The 16,034-nt window shown below is 42.7% G+C and carries 13 protein-coding genes; 6 read left to right on the plus strand and 7 right to left on the minus strand.

From position 1 onward, the window contains the following. Nucleotides 1-83 precede the first annotated feature (83 nt). Nucleotides 84-1,112, plus strand: coding sequence for a sialate O-acetylesterase (locus GX089_03630; GenBank protein ID NLP01561.1), 1,029 nt, complete (start codon nucleotides 84-86; stop codon nucleotides 1,110-1,112). A gap of 161 nt (nucleotides 1,113-1,273) precedes the next feature. On the opposite strand, the gene GX089_03635 is transcribed toward GX089_03630, so the two are convergent. The 4 genes from GX089_03635 to GX089_03650 form a co-directional block, all read right to left on the minus strand. Continuing rightward, nucleotides 1,274-1,666 carry a hypothetical protein gene (locus GX089_03635; GenBank protein ID NLP01562.1) on the minus strand — a complete coding sequence of 131 codons (393 nt, stop codon included), beginning with the start codon at nucleotides 1,664-1,666 and terminating at the stop codon, nucleotides 1,274-1,276. 233 nt (nucleotides 1,667-1,899) lie between these two features. Continuing rightward, the gene (locus GX089_03640; GenBank protein NLP01563.1) at nucleotides 1,900-3,429 is read right to left on the minus strand and encodes a carboxypeptidase regulatory-like domain-containing protein; all 1,530 of its coding nucleotides are present in this window, start codon (nucleotides 3,427-3,429) and stop codon (nucleotides 1,900-1,902) included. 1 nt (nucleotide 3,430) lies between these two features. Continuing rightward, on the minus strand, nucleotides 3,431-4,294 hold the full coding sequence (locus tag GX089_03645; GenBank protein NLP01564.1) for a TIGR02147 family protein: 864 nt from the start codon (nucleotides 4,292-4,294) through the stop codon (nucleotides 3,431-3,433). 372 nt (nucleotides 4,295-4,666) lie between these two features. Continuing rightward, the gene (locus GX089_03650; GenBank protein ID NLP01565.1) at nucleotides 4,667-6,790 is read right to left on the minus strand and encodes an avirulence protein; all 2,124 of its coding nucleotides are present in this window, start codon (nucleotides 6,788-6,790) and stop codon (nucleotides 4,667-4,669) included. A gap of 338 nt (nucleotides 6,791-7,128) precedes the next feature. Here GX089_03650 and GX089_03655 point away from each other — a divergent pair, with 338 nt between their 5' ends. Further along, nucleotides 7,129-7,539 carry a hypothetical protein gene (locus GX089_03655; protein NLP01566.1) on the plus strand — a complete coding sequence of 137 codons (411 nt, stop codon included), beginning with the start codon at nucleotides 7,129-7,131 and terminating at the stop codon, nucleotides 7,537-7,539. 143 nt (nucleotides 7,540-7,682) lie between these two features. Here GX089_03655 and GX089_03660 read toward each other — a convergent pair whose 3' ends face one another. Continuing rightward, nucleotides 7,683-8,729 (minus strand): alpha/beta hydrolase fold domain-containing protein, encoded by a 1,047-nt coding sequence (locus GX089_03660; GenBank protein ID NLP01567.1) that lies wholly within the window; start codon nucleotides 8,727-8,729, stop codon nucleotides 7,683-7,685. A gap of 353 nt (nucleotides 8,730-9,082) precedes the next feature. Here GX089_03660 and GX089_03665 point away from each other — a divergent pair, with 353 nt between their 5' ends. Further along, a complete protein-coding gene (locus GX089_03665; GenBank protein NLP01568.1) occupies nucleotides 9,083-11,116 on the plus strand; it encodes a carbohydrate-binding protein in 2,034 nt (677 codons plus the stop codon). A gap of 192 nt (nucleotides 11,117-11,308) precedes the next feature. On the opposite strand, the gene GX089_03670 is transcribed toward GX089_03665, so the two are convergent. After that, a complete protein-coding gene (locus GX089_03670; protein ID NLP01569.1) occupies nucleotides 11,309-12,232 on the minus strand; it encodes an HD domain-containing protein in 924 nt (307 codons plus the stop codon). A 2-nt stretch (nucleotides 12,233-12,234) separates the two neighbouring features. After that, nucleotides 12,235-12,600, minus strand: a complete 366-nt coding sequence (locus GX089_03675) for a response regulator (GenBank protein NLP01570.1) — start codon at nucleotides 12,598-12,600, stop codon at nucleotides 12,235-12,237. Nucleotides 12,601-12,895: 295 nt separating this feature from the next. On the opposite strand from GX089_03675, the gene GX089_03680 reads away from it, so the two are divergent. The 3 genes from GX089_03680 (at nucleotide 12,896) to GX089_03690 (ending at nucleotide 15,919) form a co-directional block, all read left to right on the plus strand. Beyond that, the gene (locus GX089_03680; protein ID NLP01571.1) at nucleotides 12,896-13,798 is read left to right on the plus strand and encodes a hypothetical protein; all 903 of its coding nucleotides are present in this window, start codon (nucleotides 12,896-12,898) and stop codon (nucleotides 13,796-13,798) included. 14 nt (nucleotides 13,799-13,812) lie between these two features. Continuing rightward, a complete protein-coding gene (locus tag GX089_03685) occupies nucleotides 13,813-15,366 on the plus strand; it encodes a B12-binding domain-containing radical SAM protein (GenBank protein ID NLP01572.1) in 1,554 nt (517 codons plus the stop codon). A gap of 340 nt (nucleotides 15,367-15,706) precedes the next feature. Beyond that, nucleotides 15,707-15,919 (plus strand): hypothetical protein, encoded by a 213-nt coding sequence (locus GX089_03690; GenBank protein ID NLP01573.1) that lies wholly within the window; start codon nucleotides 15,707-15,709, stop codon nucleotides 15,917-15,919. Nucleotides 15,920-16,034 lie beyond the last annotated feature (115 nt).

The raw sequence follows: 16,034 nt of genomic DNA on the forward strand, positions 1-16,034 counted from the left end.
AGCATAACAGTAAGAATGCAAATATATTGGTATGATGGAGTGCAGTAAGCGGTTTATGTAAATCCACTGAGGAGGGAATAATTATGCATCGTAACTCTTGTCTGATCAGCATAATTTTACTGTTTTCGTTTTCAGTTTGGGGAAAAACCGATCTCCTGGTTTTTATTCTCTCCGGGCAATCCAATATGGCCGGGTTTGCAAAAGTCTCAGAGCTTCCTGCCAATCTAAAGAATACTCAGGAAAATGTTATCATCAATCTCGATGCTGAGGGAGACATATCCAAACGAGGCAGATGGTTGAATTCAGGTCCTGGATTTGGTACATCCTCATCACAATTCGGACCTGAACTTACATTTGGAAAAACGCTTGCTGATTCACTGCCTGGAAAAACCATCGCGCTGATTAAAAATGCGGTTTCCGGAACTTCTCTTGCAAGTACGAGCGGTTGGCGTCCTCCAAGCTCTGATGGTGCGACAGGCACACTCTATACTAACATGATGAACCATATCGACAGGGCTATGGCTTCCCTTGATACTTCCAAATACACACCTCTATTTGCCGGATTTGTCTGGCTGCAGGGAGAATTTGACGCCATGAATAGTGTGGATGCTGATGACTATGAGAGCAATCTGACCAACCTGATAAAAGATATTCGTCAGAAAACAGGTGTGGAGGGTCTTCCTGTAATCATCCCGATGATCGATGCCCAAAATATCTGGACACACAACTCAAAGGTAAGGGCTGCTGAGATCGCGGTCACTAAAAGCCTGGCTAATGTTGATACCCTTGATACAAAGGGCTTTCAAACGGACGGAATCCACTACAAGGCAGATGGACAGATTAAAATCGGTATTATAGCTGCTAAAAGATTCCTGGCCATGAAAAAGATCCCTGTGCATGCGGTTTACAGAAATGAAAAACCTGCTTTCCTGAAATCAGCTGGCAATTGCCTTTTTTCGCCGTTTTCAATTGATTTTTCAGGAAGAAAAATCGGCAGACTGAACACACATGCTGCTGGCAAACAGGGGTTGCTTCCGGGTGTTTTCATCAGGTTAACAAATAAAACAGATGGCGGGTGGAGTAATGAGGTGAGGGTATTACTTGGAAATTAGATGTCGTTAAGAATTAGCAGGTAAGGTATTTTGCCTCTGTACCATAGTGTGTGGCGGAGATAAGGCCTGTAAATGATCAGATTATGGCAGAGCCGCTGTAATGCTGCCTTGAAATCCAGCTGAAGACGACTCTTTTCTATGCAGGTAATCCGGATACAAAATCAACTGAAGCCTCTAAATGTTGAGCCCATTAATGTCTGAATATCACTCAGGCTTTGTTTGCGTTGCTTCTTAAGTGCAATTTCATCATCTTCAGTTTTGGTTTCCTGTCCTTTTTTGCTGATAATGATACGCCTGTGTGTGCCAATATCTTCAACTACTCGTGACTGTGCCGGGCTCTCTTCGACCTCATCATCCAAATAATCATGTGAACTCCTGGAGCCAATGGTGGAGGATGGTTTTTTTTTGGAAGAACGGGTTGTTTTCCGGGTGATTGCCCCGGTGGCAATCAATCTCTCCAGAGCAGCTATCTCTCTGGTACGCATGGGTGTTGAAGGTAATTTACGGAGTCTCTCTAACCTTTCTTTGATTTCCTTAAGTGATTCTTGTGACATGGATTTGTACTCTATTCCTGGTTTGTTTTTTAAGGTACAATGGACTTACGTAGTAAGTATAACATGGGAAGATTGTATGCACAAGAACGAAGTATGTTTTGATTGGTTCAGCAGGTGCTTATAACAGGTTTGGCTTCAGGTGCTCACTGAGCGTAGTCGAAGTGAGACTTCTTTTCAGAAATACACTGCGATGGGAAGGTCACACTCCTTTTTCTGTTAATTCTGAATGACTTTTAATCAAATCTGATAATCTTACGGTAGTTCTGACCCGGGTTCTCAAACCATGCGATTCCGATTTCATTGATTGGCATCCAGGAGAATGCAGTGTCTGAATCGGTAACTGCTCGTATCAGAATATTACACCAGGTAACTTTTTTATCAGTACCTGTCTTGTAGGGATTTTGTTCCAGCATATACGAACCATCACTGCCTGTGACTGCGTTCAGGATCGTATCTGTTACAGCACTGGAACCCCATTTTACACCAAAAAAGCTGATTCGTGTACCCTCAAGCGGTGTGTCGTCACTTGTCAGAGTTACAATTCTGATTGATGGAGGATACCCTGGCAGAACTGGAGTCTCTGCTGTGACGTTAGTCCTGTAATAATTTACTGCGTAGATGTTGTAAGTATCCCAGGAGGTCGCGGTATAGGGATAGTACATGAAAGCGGCTTCTCCAGTGAATGCCTTTCCACTTACAGGGTTCCCGTTTGAGGATACAAGCATATATGATGAGGGAATGCAGCCGAGTGCCAGGCCAAACTGCCACGCTACGGCAGAAACTGAGTACTCCTTGAAAAACCGGTTAATCTCTTCAGCTTCATAAGCTGTTCTGGCAGGTTTACTCCAGTAATCAATCCTGTCATCAGAGAAGCCATCCATGATAAGACGCACTTTGAATTTTTCGGGGAAGGGAGTATTGACTTCCAGGCTGCATGAATTACTGAAAGAGTATAGCGAATCAACTCTGAAATCGATCTGGCCGGAAAACGCACCATCGAATTTGCTGTTAATAGCATCGATATAGGTACCAAGTTTTCCCCGTATCGAATCGATTCCGCCGAAATACCTTACAGTCGAATCTGTGATACCCACTATCAGAGGGACTGTCCACAGTGGTTTAACCCGGTTCTCCAGGCCTATAATAATGGTTTCGTTTTCTTTTGTAACGGCAGAGTTCACAATGTTTATTTCTTTCCCGCTCTGTGGCTCTATATACTTTACAGCACCAATTTCTCCTGCAGGAACAGAATCGATGGTCACCGCAAAACTTCCGTCAGACATCTTTTCGATTCCCCGCACAGGCCATGAAAGAGGGGTGCCCTCGATTATTATGTATCCGGTGGCAGTGTCTGCTCCATGCGGCAGCCCGACAATTGCAGATGCCGGTTTTCTCAGAGTGTTATCATTGATTTTTACCTGCCTGGATTTGATTTCAATATTGATGTCAAGCAATCGTGAGGAGTTCTCATGATGTTGTGCGAAAAAGTTGTATATACCTGATTTTACCCCGTTGAAACGGTAGTATCCGGATGAATCCGTTATGCTTTCATATACCTTGTCCATATCATCTGTAATAGGGTTATGTCCGGCAGGGACCAGAGAAACCGCGATTCCTTTTTCTGTGCTGCCATCTTCGGTAAAAACCCTGCCTTTGACACTTGCGACCACTTCCGATGAGCTCCCGCCTGCGTCAAGCATGTTGCTGCACGACAACAAGAGAGCGGAAAACACAGAAAGCAGCAGTACAGAAGATCTTTTCATGTTATCTCTCACTGGAACTTTTGGTGTCGGTAAGTGGAAAGATCTGGAAATTAACCTGTATCACCCTGTCAATGCCGGAATCCTCTTTCACAAGATCCACCAGTTCCGCCCGTAAATCCTCCACCTTCTGTCTGATTTTCTCATATCCGTTCTGTGAAATGCTCAGGGTAAGAGAGGAGAAGTTACGATCCTTTTTTTCGAACCTGTACAGAGCATCTTTTGCTATATCAAGGGTATTAAGCACGAAATTGTTGATAACTACAGAATCGGTGTCCTTGCCGGTTGTAATATGGTTTTCCGTCAATCGGTAATACCCCTCTGAGCATCTCTTGATCAATCCCAGGCGCTCTAAAACGGAAATTGCTTTTTTTGCCTCGGCCGCCGTTATATGCGGAATCACCATCTTCGAGAGCTTGAAATAATCATCGTAGAACTTATGATAGTTTAAAATCGCACGGATAGCGGAATAATACCATTTGTCATAAAAAGCATAGGCGTCCGGTTCAATTGTCTTTACACGTCCCTTTTTAAAAGCCACCATCTTCCCGAAATATTTCTTCTTCTCATCGTGATTTTCGGACTGATTGTAATGAACCATCAATTCAAAATAACGCGCCTCACGTTTTCTTAACTGGAATATTTCTGCTATGCTTCCTATAAACCGGTCCGGAAGATTACAGGAACCGTTAAGAACCTGGGAGAAGAATCCGGCAGATTTGAAACCGGCATTTTTTGCTATATGCCTATAGGTAATGTTTTGATTGGCGGCTTTTAGATACGCAGAGCGATCCTTTAAAAATTTTCTGTAATCGGTATAGTCGAAGATATTTGCCATATTTTTTCTGTTCGATAGAGATTCTTCCATACATAAGATATCCTCAAATATCTGCTGTTGCAAGTTTTATTTGCCAAATTTGTTTAGTTGAATCGTGACAGTTTATTAAGAGGGTAATGTAATTAATTTAAATACAAGCGGTTACGATGGTATTAGTTTATAACAAAGAGGGTTTAATAATAACCTGAAGCTGTGAGCAAGCGCTGAAAGTTAAGAAATTGTCGTTCTCTGGTGTCAACCTGTGATAGTGGGGCTTTCAAAACAACCACAGAAGGTGATCGCTGGAGAGAGTAATCAGGATTGAAGGAAAAAAAAAGAAAAGCTATTGGCGGCACTTGCCACCAATAGCGAAACTATTGGAGTTCTGATTCACCCTGAGGTTGTGTTTTAAGTACCTGGGAATCAGTTTTGTGCGAAAACTACTTTTCCTCTTTCATTAACGTTGTTTCCGTGCAGGCGCCACACAAGCAAGTTGTCAGTTTTTATGGCTGATGATGGAATACTGAGTTTTTTGGCCCCTGAAACCTGTCCCCTCCAGAGTATGCGGCCTTTAATGTCGATCAGGTCAATTGAAGCGGGCTGATTTCCGGGAAGAGCACACTGCAGGTTTATCGTTCCGTTTACTCCCCGGGAGAAAAGAACCGGTGATGAAGTGAGTTTGTTCCCGGCAGGTGATTTTTCTGCGACTGATACCTCTACATCGTACCATTCGAAAGGTCCTGGTTTGGTAACTTCTTTGACCGGAGTGGTGCGGCTGTTGCCTACATTTCCCTCATTTGAATTGTCAACAAGCCCGTAATGCACTCCGCTTGATTTACTCACATAGATTTCTCCATCTCCCAGCATCTGGGCAGTTCCGGAAACTGTGATATTTGAAAGTACCCAGCAGACTCCGCCCATTCTGCCGTTTTCGTTTATTGTTGCCCTGGAAACATTTGTACAGCCATCAGCCCTGCCATTATCTGTTATTGTACCGCTCCATACAGCGGCATTATCTGATACGACTGCAGACCCGGAAACAGTACCTCCTGCTACCATTGCATTGTCCTTTACAATAGCGTTATCGCGTATTGTGCCTCCCTTTATTATTGCCCGGTCTTCGATACGGGCGTTACCCTGAACTGTTCCACCTAAGACCCGGGCAAAGGGTCCTACGTAAACAGTCGAGGCTACATTTGCGGAATTTGCCACAAAACCTCCGCCATTGGAATGTGCTCTTCCGGCAACAGTTACAGGTTCAAACCCCTGCGGTTTGGCTCCTGTTATCTCCACCATCCAGGGATATCTGTAAATAGTATAGTACATCTGGTCCCATAAAATGCGGGTGTAAACCGTGGGTGTCGCGGTAACTACAAGATAAACCTCGGTAGCTCCGGATATATCAAAGGTGAGATCCGGTGCACCATCGGAAAACCGTTTTATTTCACTGTATCGGGCACTGCTCGAACTTGTCACAGCTACCAGTGAATAACGCCAGTCTGAGCCGGGGAGCGGGATGGACGAGGGTTCCCATTCGTTTGTTGAGCGATATCCGGTGTTGTTGTTTTCAGTCTGCACACATCCGCGGAATTTGATCTTTATTGTAGTAGCGCCATTGGTGGGATAAAGCCTTACATGGTTGTACCCGTATCTCTGCGGTGCGAATTCAAAGGGAACTATATAACGGTTCTTGGACGTATCGAGTTCCTGCAGATATGTGTAACGCCGCCACTTGTTCTCGGCAGACTGATTACCGTACGCGGAACGGTATGTCGCGCCATTATCGTAATCCCAGATGACATTTTTGGTAGCGAAATCGGCGAACAGATCACCGAATTCATAAATATCCCAACCACCATTAGCCATCATTGTCTCGATAACATCATTTTTTGCGTTGTTCCAGATATCGTTGATAAACTGAATTCCTTCTCTTTCTTTGAGGTATTCAAGAAATTGCCAGTTACAGTAACGGCACCTGTGGCTTCCCCAGTAAAGGTTTGCCATTCGTGTGTACATCTCTGTGCAATGGGGGTTGTTTGGGTACAACTGATGAGGCATCCAGTTGGCGTGACACTCCCAGAACCAGCCAACGTAATTCTCACGTCCGCTGCCTCTGAATCCTCCTGTTACACCCTGAAGAGCATGACAGAACTCGTGTGCCAACCCCCAGTTATCAGACAAACCACCTACACCCATCCACATTCCAGGGTGCCCCTGAGTATCAAGTCCTCCATAAAGTCCGCTTTCGATGATGCAAAGATTGATTTTGTAATTTGGATTGCGGGTTAATACTTTCGGGCAGAAGTTTTTCTGGTTTACATAGAAATCAAGCACATTTTCAAGCTGGTTTAAACCTTTTTGTGCCTGAGCTTGAGTGCAGGAATACTGACTGGAATACCACACCGCGAAATGATCAGACTCATAACAAGCATTCCAGTCAGGGTCACCACCGCTGCGGGGAGGTTTTCTCAGTGTCCAGACATCTGCAAAGAGATAGTTAACTGCAAATAAAACCAGAACTGTGATTTTAACTATTGCTGAAAGCATATTGAACCTCTTGAATTGATGGTTTTCATGATAACCGATACATCTAATCTAAACAAATAAAGCAAGAAAGTGTGGGCGGGACTCCAGAAATCGTTGAGTGTTTACTCAACATCAGTGTGTATTTACGATGGTTTCAGTGAGATGATTCTTGTCGAAGTAGAAATATAAAAAACAAGACACTTCTGTATCTTTTTACTATTCCAGACAGATTATTAGAAATGCTGTTTGGTTTTTTAAGGTATTAACAGCAGAAAAACATTGAAATTCAACTGTTTTTCATTATGGCATTCCAATTGCATAAGAAACCGCTACGAGACACTTTTCAAAGGAAACAAAGAATGAAGAAGACGTTCCTGATTCTGATACTTGTTGCGATTACAGGAAGTCAGGCGGATGGTTGGAGGAGAACCACACATCTGATAGGTGTTCCTTTTATCGCCGGGTCAGGTATTTATGCTGATGTAAAAATGCTGCAGGATGCTGATCATACATCAACAAAGGCTGCGGCAATTACAAATCTCAGTCTCCTGGCTGCTCAGGCTTCTCTGGGATCATTGATGTTGTTTGGTATCGATGATTCTCCTGTGGTAAGAATATTGCATCGTGTTGTTGGCATATCATTAATTGCATCGGGAGTATGGATAAGCACTGCCGGAACACTTGATAGGGGAGTAGAAAAACCGACCCGGATAGCGGCCTATGGCCATACCGGGTTGGCGGCGGTGCCTCTTATAATTTTCAGTTTCTAACCTGTTTATGCAGGAGTGTGGTAACTGTAAAATTGACAAAGGCCGTTTTTCCGGGAACTCTTCGCCTGTGGGTTTGTTATTCTCCCTGTTCTTCGGGGGAGCGGCCTTTTTTATGTGCCTCTGCTGATAAGTAAATCCCTGAATCACCAGCGGAATAGGAATTTGACCCGGTTCCTTTTATTAAAGGGATTCCAGAAGTGATCCCAGTTGAAAGCATACTCTTTGGATGGCTTGTTAATTACTGGATTGTCACCCGCAATAGCTTCTTTCACCGGAGTCCCGTCATTCCAGAGTCCCATAAACCTTTGCTCTTTGCTGCCGGATCCAAGGGCAACAATTTTCCCCTGTTCTGAACCGTTGAATGTGTAGTCAGAAAGAGCGTCAAAATACCTGAATATGGCGTAATGATCGAATCCGTTCATCCGCCCCCATTTGTACTTTGGGCCGAACGGGACTCCGTGTTCAGCCTCGAGCACACATTTATGCGACCTGGATGTATCACTGCGTATGGTGATATAATCCTTTTCAGCATCACTGATACCTATAGTTTCAAAGAGGTGCTTTCCCAGACGGGGATCATTGACATTGTCGTCCTCATATACCTGAACGATAAGTTTGACATTAGAAGGATATTCCCGAAGCTCCTTATCTGTAATACCGAAGACAAAATGAGGTGCCATCAGGAACATAAAGACACTTTCGCTGCCCCATCCCAGCGTTGTCATGGCTTTCAGGGCCAAAGCAGGGATGGCACCGGCGCCAAAAGAGTGTCCAACAAATCCTACCCTCTTTGTATCAATTTTCCCGCTGAGTTTCTCTGCCCCATCGAGCATTTTCTGGTACATTTTCCTGTAGGAAGGGCCCTGACCGGGAAATGACAGCAGACGGTAGGCAGGGAATAATACACAGTATCCTCTGGATGCAATGTGTTTCAGGAGAGGCTCATAATTTGAAGGATCCCCTACGCCCATTCCGTGGAAAAACACAATCAGCGGCAGAGGCCCGGTAGCATCAGGAATAAAGGCGAAAGTGCTGGTAGAAAATTTTTGGGATCGGTACAGGGTATCGATTTTTACACTGTATGGCCCATTGGTGCCATAGCCCGAGTCCGGAGGTAGAACTGATTCGGTATTGCATTCACCCGATAGTGAATAACAAAAAAGGGCCAGAACACAGGAAAATAGACACATTTAGTTGATTCAGGCAGCAATCCTTAAAAAATTAGCAAAATCTGGATGTCAGCAGGAATTTTCGCAGATCAGCATGGGAATACACACCGATCGTGGAAATCAAGTTTTCGAGTAAAATATACTTTTTCTGTGATCAGAGTGGAAGAAGGGATTTGAAATTATCTGTTCCCCAATGTTCCCCATATTTTACATTTAAATGAACTAATGCGGGTTCATATAACACCAATAATTCTGATAAGCCTGCATAGATACCTTAACAGCGCTGATTTTATTAACGAAATATATTTTCGAACTGTTTTCGAATACTTCTAAGTCATTTATTTAACAATATTTAAAGCCGTTGGAGTTCATCTATGTTCAAAAAGTTACTTATTGTTACTGTTCCTCTTATTTTTGCTTTCAGTACTTTTGCTGAAATGACCTCCTGCAAGTTCAATTTCGGTACAGACTGGGATTTTATCCATAATAACCAGGGCACAAGTGCTGCTCAGGCTGTTGATTACGTTACAATATGGCTTAATGACCCCGAATTCAATATATACTGGCACGGGGACATGGTGAAATACTGTAATAGCAACAATAAAACACCGGTTTTTTATGCCTACATTATTGCCAAGGCATCGGGACTGGGAGATGGTGATGTGGGGGGGAGACTCACTACAGAAGGTGCAGCCTGGCTGAAAAACAATTTTAATACTGTTAAAAGCAGATATCAAAACTATGCATCTAATATCGCTAACCAATATGGAAAAGATAAACCCTGTATCTGGCTTATGGAACCGGATTACTATCAGTATTTTTCCGGTCCACAATCAGTTAAGCTCAGTTTCTCAGATGCAGCGAGTTATATGAATGAGCTCATTACCATTATTAAAAATCAGCTTCCAAATGCATTGATCTCTCTTGATATTTCACCCTGGAACAATGACCAGGCATCCTGGCTTGGTGCTTTTGATCTTTCAAAATTCACGTTTCTGCATACTTCCGGCGGGCGCACTGAAGCTGGGAACAGCCGTATAAGAATGGATAATGGTAATGATGTTACCTGGGCGGGTATCAGCCAGCTTTCTGGAAAGCCGATTATTGCAGATGACGGGTATGGTACAGGAGGAGGCTCAACCGGTCACGATCATTCATGGGATGATGTTAACAACCTGAAAGCCCGAATAGCGGATGGAGTTGTTGCGATAACCCAGAAATCGCCCAAATCAGACTGGGGCGGCACGATAAACAGTCTTAAAACTTCACTGGCAAACCAGACTGTAAAGTGTTTCGGAAGTTCCGGCCCGACTACATTTTCTCTTGAGATTACCGCTGGAACTGGTGGTACAGTATCAAAGAATCCAAATAAGACCAGTTATGAAAAGGGCGCACAGGTGACACTTACAGCTCAGCCGCAGAATGGTTATGTATTTGAAAAGTGGTCCGGTGATGCTTCCGGGACAAACGCTTCTATTACAGTAACAATGGACGGTGATAAAAAGATAACTGCCTCATTCAAACAAATCCCCTCCAATGAATTCACATTAACGGTAAATATCGTTGGCTCAGGAACGGTAACCAAAAATCCGGATAAGTCCACCTACACCGGTGGAACAGCAGTGACTCTTACTGCAAATCCAACTCCGGGCAGGAGCGTTTTCAGTGGATGGAGCGGAGGCGCTTCCGGTACCAATCAAACTGTTACTATTACTCTGAATTCAAACCAGACTGTTACAGCTACTTTTACCGATACCATAACAGTTCAGGAAATCAAGGTTGAGGCCGAGGACTTTACATCCAAGTCCGGAGACAACATTGTGGTCGAGGACAAGGGTACCCATAAAAATATTGGTTACATCGAAGCGGGTAATTCAACAACCTATAAGGTAAACATTTCCAAATCAGGGAAGTATGCGTTTAGCTTCAGAGTAGCTACAGCTCAGGATAATGGGTCATTTTCAGTTTCGGTTGATGGTTCGAATAAAGGCACTGTCTCGTTTACCAACACAGGTGACTGGCAGCAGTATGCTATGAAGGAATTACAGGGAACAGTGGATATGGAGGCTGGTCAGCGTACAATCCAGCTTACTTACAATGGCGCGATGAATTTGGATTACTTTATCATAACTCTGATGAGTACTCCTGTTGCTCACAACCCTGTAAAAATCAATCCTTCAGAGATAAAAACCTTCTCCACTGAAACAGGTTTCAGAGCTGTCCTTCCGGCATCTCACAGTTTCAAATCCTATTCACTTGTTAACCTGAACGGACGGATTGTCCGGAGCGGACATATTTCTGCTCAGACAAGAAACATTGATTTTAAAAACCTGAACCAGGAAGTGATGATCCTGCGTCTTGAAGGAAAAGACGGTATGAGGGTTGTCCGACCTGCGGTTGTCAGATAATTTGTAAATTAACGAAGATGATTTTTTATGGTGAGCTTGTTTGAGCTCACCTTTTTTAATGCCCGGTAAAGGGTGCATTCGTTTGGTACAAGTCACACTCTCACAGTGTATATCTTTCCTATAAAACAGAAATCATTCATCCAGCCCCGGAAACGGGAAGCCGGTCCTGCTTTTAGAACCCGGGGAACTGCTTTATCTTACAGCATCGATAAGATCCCGTTCGCTCCATGTATACGCGGCCACTGCTATCGCGCGGGAGGGGAGATCTATCTCGTTTTTTATTGAAACCAGTTCATCGATACTGGAAAGGAAGATATCTGTAAGAGCGGGATCAAAGTGGGTACCTTTGCCTTTTTTGATGATTTCACAAGAGACATCGACAGGGTAAGATGATTTGTATGGTCGCTTTGAAGTAAGTGCGTCGAAGATATCACATAGTGCAACGATTCGTGCGTGTACAGGAATGGCTTCACCTTTAAGTCCCTCAGGATAACCGGTCCCATCCCATTTCTCATGATGATACAGGGCTATATCTCTGGCCAGCTTTAAAATCCGAGCCTTTGAATTTTGCAGGATTTCTGCGCCGATGATTGTGTGTTTTTTGACAATTTCGAACTCTTTCCTGGTAAGTCTGCCGTTTTTAAGGATTATTCTGTCAGGGATTCCGATTTTCCCCACATCGTGCATCGGAGTTGCGAAACGGATGTGTTCAACCTCCTCTTTGGAGAAATTCAGTTTTTCGGCGACCTTTGCACAGTAACGACTCATCCTGTGGATATGATTCCCGGTTTCGTTGTCTTTGTATTCACTTGCGAGGACAAGTCTGTGAATGGTGTCCTGGTAGGCGTTTTGGAGATCCCGGTTGGTTTTATTGAGGCTCTCAACAATGGTGCGCAGGTCCGAGGCATATTTCTCGAGCTGCTCATTGGTTATTGTAAGGGCTTTACGGTTTTCGGCAGACCGTTTACGCAACAGACTCAGTTTATCCCGGCAGACCTTCAGTTGGGTTCTTGACTTCTTAAGCCGCTTTTCCAGATCGATTCTCTTTTGCTTTTCCTTCATATAAAGAGCGTTCAGTCTGAGGAGCTCTTCACTGGAATAAGCGATTTCTTCCATATTCAATCCTTTAGAATCTGTTCGATTTTATCAATAAGAGTAAGGGGGCTGAATGGTTTCTCGATAAAGTCATCAGCACCTGCTCCAAGCGCATCCTCTTTCCGGCATTTCGGGGATCCGGTAAGTACAATCACACTGCATTCAGCAAGCCTGGGATTTTTTCTGATCTGTCTTGTTGCCTCCAGGCCATCGATACCCCCCGGCATCGCGAAATCCATGATAATAATGTCGGGATTATGTTTTGATGCCAGGTCTAAAGCTTGTGTACCGGTAGATGCTTCAATTACTCTGAGGTCCTCATACTCCAGAGTCATCCGGACCAGTTTTCTCAGTTCCTTGGTGTCATCAACAATAAGTATTGTCCGCATAGATCGATAAATTTTTGACAGAGTAAGATTTTTCCTACACACCCTAAGATTCATGATTTCAGAGTACAGGGATAAACCGACAGGGCAGAAGGGCAGGTAAAGACGGAAAAAACCGGACAGAAAAGTACAATTTGCCCGAAAAACAGGTAATCCGCGCCTCTGAGTCTATAATTGTACAAATATCTTATTTAAAAAATCAACTAATATTTTGACAAAGCACAATAATTTTGTATATTACCACATATTGTGTGCCATTCTGTATAAATGTACAATTTGTTGTATTTAGGCAGTAGATATGTATTTAAACAGATTCACCGATGTTATTCTCGACAGGCTGCCACGTCAGAAATGGAACTCTTTAAGCCGCTTTATCAGCTCTCTTACTATCCCCTGTATCGGTTCACCAATAAGATTCAGAACAAGAGGTTTTACTCTGAGAGAGTACGATTTGGAGAGCACACCGGGGGTAATTATTGAGCAATATTTCAAATTCTGCTATCCGCCTGATGAGATCCGGAATCCGGAAGAGGAGTTTGAAATAGACAAGCAGTATCTTCCCTCTGCCCAGACATTCATAGTGACCAGAGACAGCGATCAGAAAATCGTGGGATGTCTTCAACTGGTTTACCGATCAGAAAAGGTGAAACTGCCGGTGGAGTTTGCCCGGATTTTCAAAAATGAAAGCGGTAGATGTGAGAGTAGCAACGTTCTGGACTCTCTGCCAGCAGGAAAGAAAACGGAGTTTTACCGTTGCAGAAAGGGGAAGGATTTAACTGGAGCCGAATCTGCAATTGTGGTCCCTATGCTCTTTAAAGCCGGGTTTATCAAGACTATTCAGGAAAAAGTTGACTATTGCCTGCTTTCATATTATAAAGAGAACAGTATGCTTAGAAATTTATATACCAGAAAACTCGCATTTAAGCCCAGTGGAATATCTATCAAATACGCGAGATGTGATAAAGAATGGGAACTGTTGTTATTACCTACAACTTTTGTGTATAATGATTTTGCTTCGGTAAGTAAAACCCATTTCTATCTTATGACTTATTTCAGGAGTAATCTTAAAATTAATGAACAGGTGATTAGTAATTACCCGAAGAAACAGACACAAAAGTCTTCTGTTTTGATTTTGGATAGTGTGGTAGAAATAAAAAAAAGAAACAACTCTGTAAAGAGTAAAAACGAAGTTAAAGTTTGACTAATAGGAGTAATATGTCGAAACTGTTGTATTTAGTTAATCCCAGAGCGGATATAGAGTGCTATTTTGGCACTGATGTGTTTCGTGCAGCGACATTAGAATCTGTTGCATACTTTACAGACTTGGCAACAACCACCATAGCATCTCTTGCCAAACCATTTCTCAATGTAAAGTTATGTGAAGAAGAGATTTTTCCTGTTGACTTTGATATTGATGCTGATTTTATAGGCATAACTGGAAAGATTTCACAGCGAAAAGGGATGATTCGGATTGCTGAAGAGTTCCGTAAACGTGGAAAGGTGATTATTATAGGTGGCCCTTATGCTACTTTGAATCCTGAATCTGTGCGACCGTACTGTGATATTCTTGTTCATGGTGAACTGGAAAACATCTCAGCCAGTTTATTCTCTGATCTTGTCAATGGCTCCTGGAAAAATGAATACTTCGGCACCCCTTCAGATCTGACAAATAGCCCTGTGCCGGATCTGTCACTCTATCCTAACAGCAGAGCCGTATCTGGTGCGATTCAGATTTCAAGAGGATGCCCGTTTAACTGTGACTTCTGTGAGGTAGTACAGTACCTTGGGAAAAAACAGAGATACAAACCGGTTGATAGTATAATAAGAGAGCTTGATAATATCTATGAGTCTGGTTATACCGACGTTTTTATTTCCGATGACAACCTGACAGGGAACAGGAAAAAGGCAAAAGAAGTGCTGGGAGCAATTATTGAATGGAATAAAATTGAGCAAAAGAAAAGAAAAATCTCATTTACTGTTCAAGTGTCAGTAAATGTCGCTGATGACGATGAACTGCTGGATCTCATGGCGCAGGCCAGTATAGATCTGGCCTTTGTGGGTCTGGAAACAATAAACATAGAAAGCCTTAAAAGCGCCGGGAAGCAACACAATCTTACTGACATGAAGGCTAAAATCCATAAGCTGGTAAATTTTGGAATCCAGCCTTTAAGTGGTATTATAGTGGGATTTGATTTCGATACGGTTAAGATTTTCAGAGAAATCAGGGATTTTTTTGCATTGTTACCGATTCCGATTTACACAATCCAGAGCCTTATCGCTTTTAGCACTACTCCATTATACAAGCGGCTGAAATCTGAAGGAAGGATTAATACGGGTGCTTCCCCTGATGCATATCTTATTCCAACAAATACAAATGTGATACCGAAGCTGATGACGTCAAAAGAGCTTGAAGATGGTGTGAAATGGCTTAGCAGCAATATGTACCACCCCTATTTTTATGAGCAGAGGGTTTCAAGAATGCTTCAGGACCTTAACTATGAAACTCGACCTTGGTATTTAGAAGGTTACACCTCACCGAATTATGAGCGAGAGGACAGGAAATGGTTTTATGAGCAATCTTTGAAAACTATAGGTTATTTATATAACATGGGTAAGGATGAGAAGAAAATGGTTCTGAATCTTCAAAAAATCTCAGAATCTTATCCATACAAATCTCCTTTAGTCACTACTTACCTTGTAAGGTATTCCCAGATAAGATACTTTTTAAATCGTCTGGGAATCTATGATCCGGCTCTGGTTGAACTCTGATATAGGGTAAATTCTTCTCTGTATTTTTTTGTGTGGGATTTGTCATAAATGAGTGCAGGATCATAGTGGTCAACGATTACCCGGTGCTGATTTAATCTCTCTTCTTTTCTCATTTAACCATCATTGACTTAATGGTAAATTGGATTTCTTCCAAAATCATTGGCTTGTTTGCAGATCAGACAGCACTATTTTCAGAAAAAATTCCCTGAAATTATTTACATAGGGAAACCAGCTGAATAAAAAAATTCTCTTTAATTATTGCAAAGTGATATACATAATACTAAAATATTTATTCATTATGGGCATTGAAAAAGAAATATCCTGTTACAGCACGAGTTTGATGGTTACTTTTGCCAGAAGCCAGGGCCTTAGTGACACAATCATATTCAGAGGTATTGAAAAAGAGCATGATGTACTCACAAATCACCTGGAATGGACTACATTTCCGGTATGGGATGCTCTTGCGGAAAATATCAAACAGATTTTCCCGGACAGTGACTCGCCTCTATTTGATATAGGAAAAGAGATTTCAAATAAGTATAGAGAGTGCTGAAAAATTTGTGTAAACCTCAGAATAGTTGGTGTATGGATTATTTTAACCATTTAACACCAATGGAGGTTTACAGTTATGGCCAGAAAAGAACATGGTAATCCGTTACTGAAACAGC

The organism is Fibrobacter sp. (genome assembly GCA_012523595.1).
Classification (GTDB): Bacteria; Fibrobacterota; Chitinivibrionia; order Chitinivibrionales; family Chitinispirillaceae; genus JAAYIG01.